This window comes from Desulfocurvus sp. DL1XJH-121 (genome assembly GCF_054819825.1).
Genome location: NZ_JBTVWW010000127.1, coordinates 1 through 261 on the forward strand (window position 1 = coordinate 1; position 261 = coordinate 261).

Consider the following 261-nt stretch of genomic DNA (forward strand, 5'->3'; position numbering starts at 1 on the left):
CCACTTCGATCATCGATTCGGACAGGTCGATCGCAGTCACGGTGGCGCCGTGCCGGCAAAGTGCCTCGGCCAGCAGGCCGCCGCCGCAACCGACATCGAGCACCGTCTTGCCCGCGAGGGCCGCGCGTTCCGCGACAAAGCCCAGGCGGACCGGGTTCAGGCGATGCAGCGGTTTGAACTCGCCGTTCTCGTCCCAGAAGCGCGGGGCGAGCTCATCGAACTTCGCGACTTCCGCCGGATCGACGTGGTTCTGGCCGTGGT

1 protein-coding gene is annotated in these 261 nt (G+C 67.4%); it reads right to left on the reverse strand.

Annotated features, from left to right (window positions below; all coding sequences use genetic code 11):
• The coding region (locus tag ACYYG1_RS17590; protein ID WP_461211628.1) for a methyltransferase domain-containing protein at positions 1-261 on the reverse strand (261 nt) is incomplete at both ends.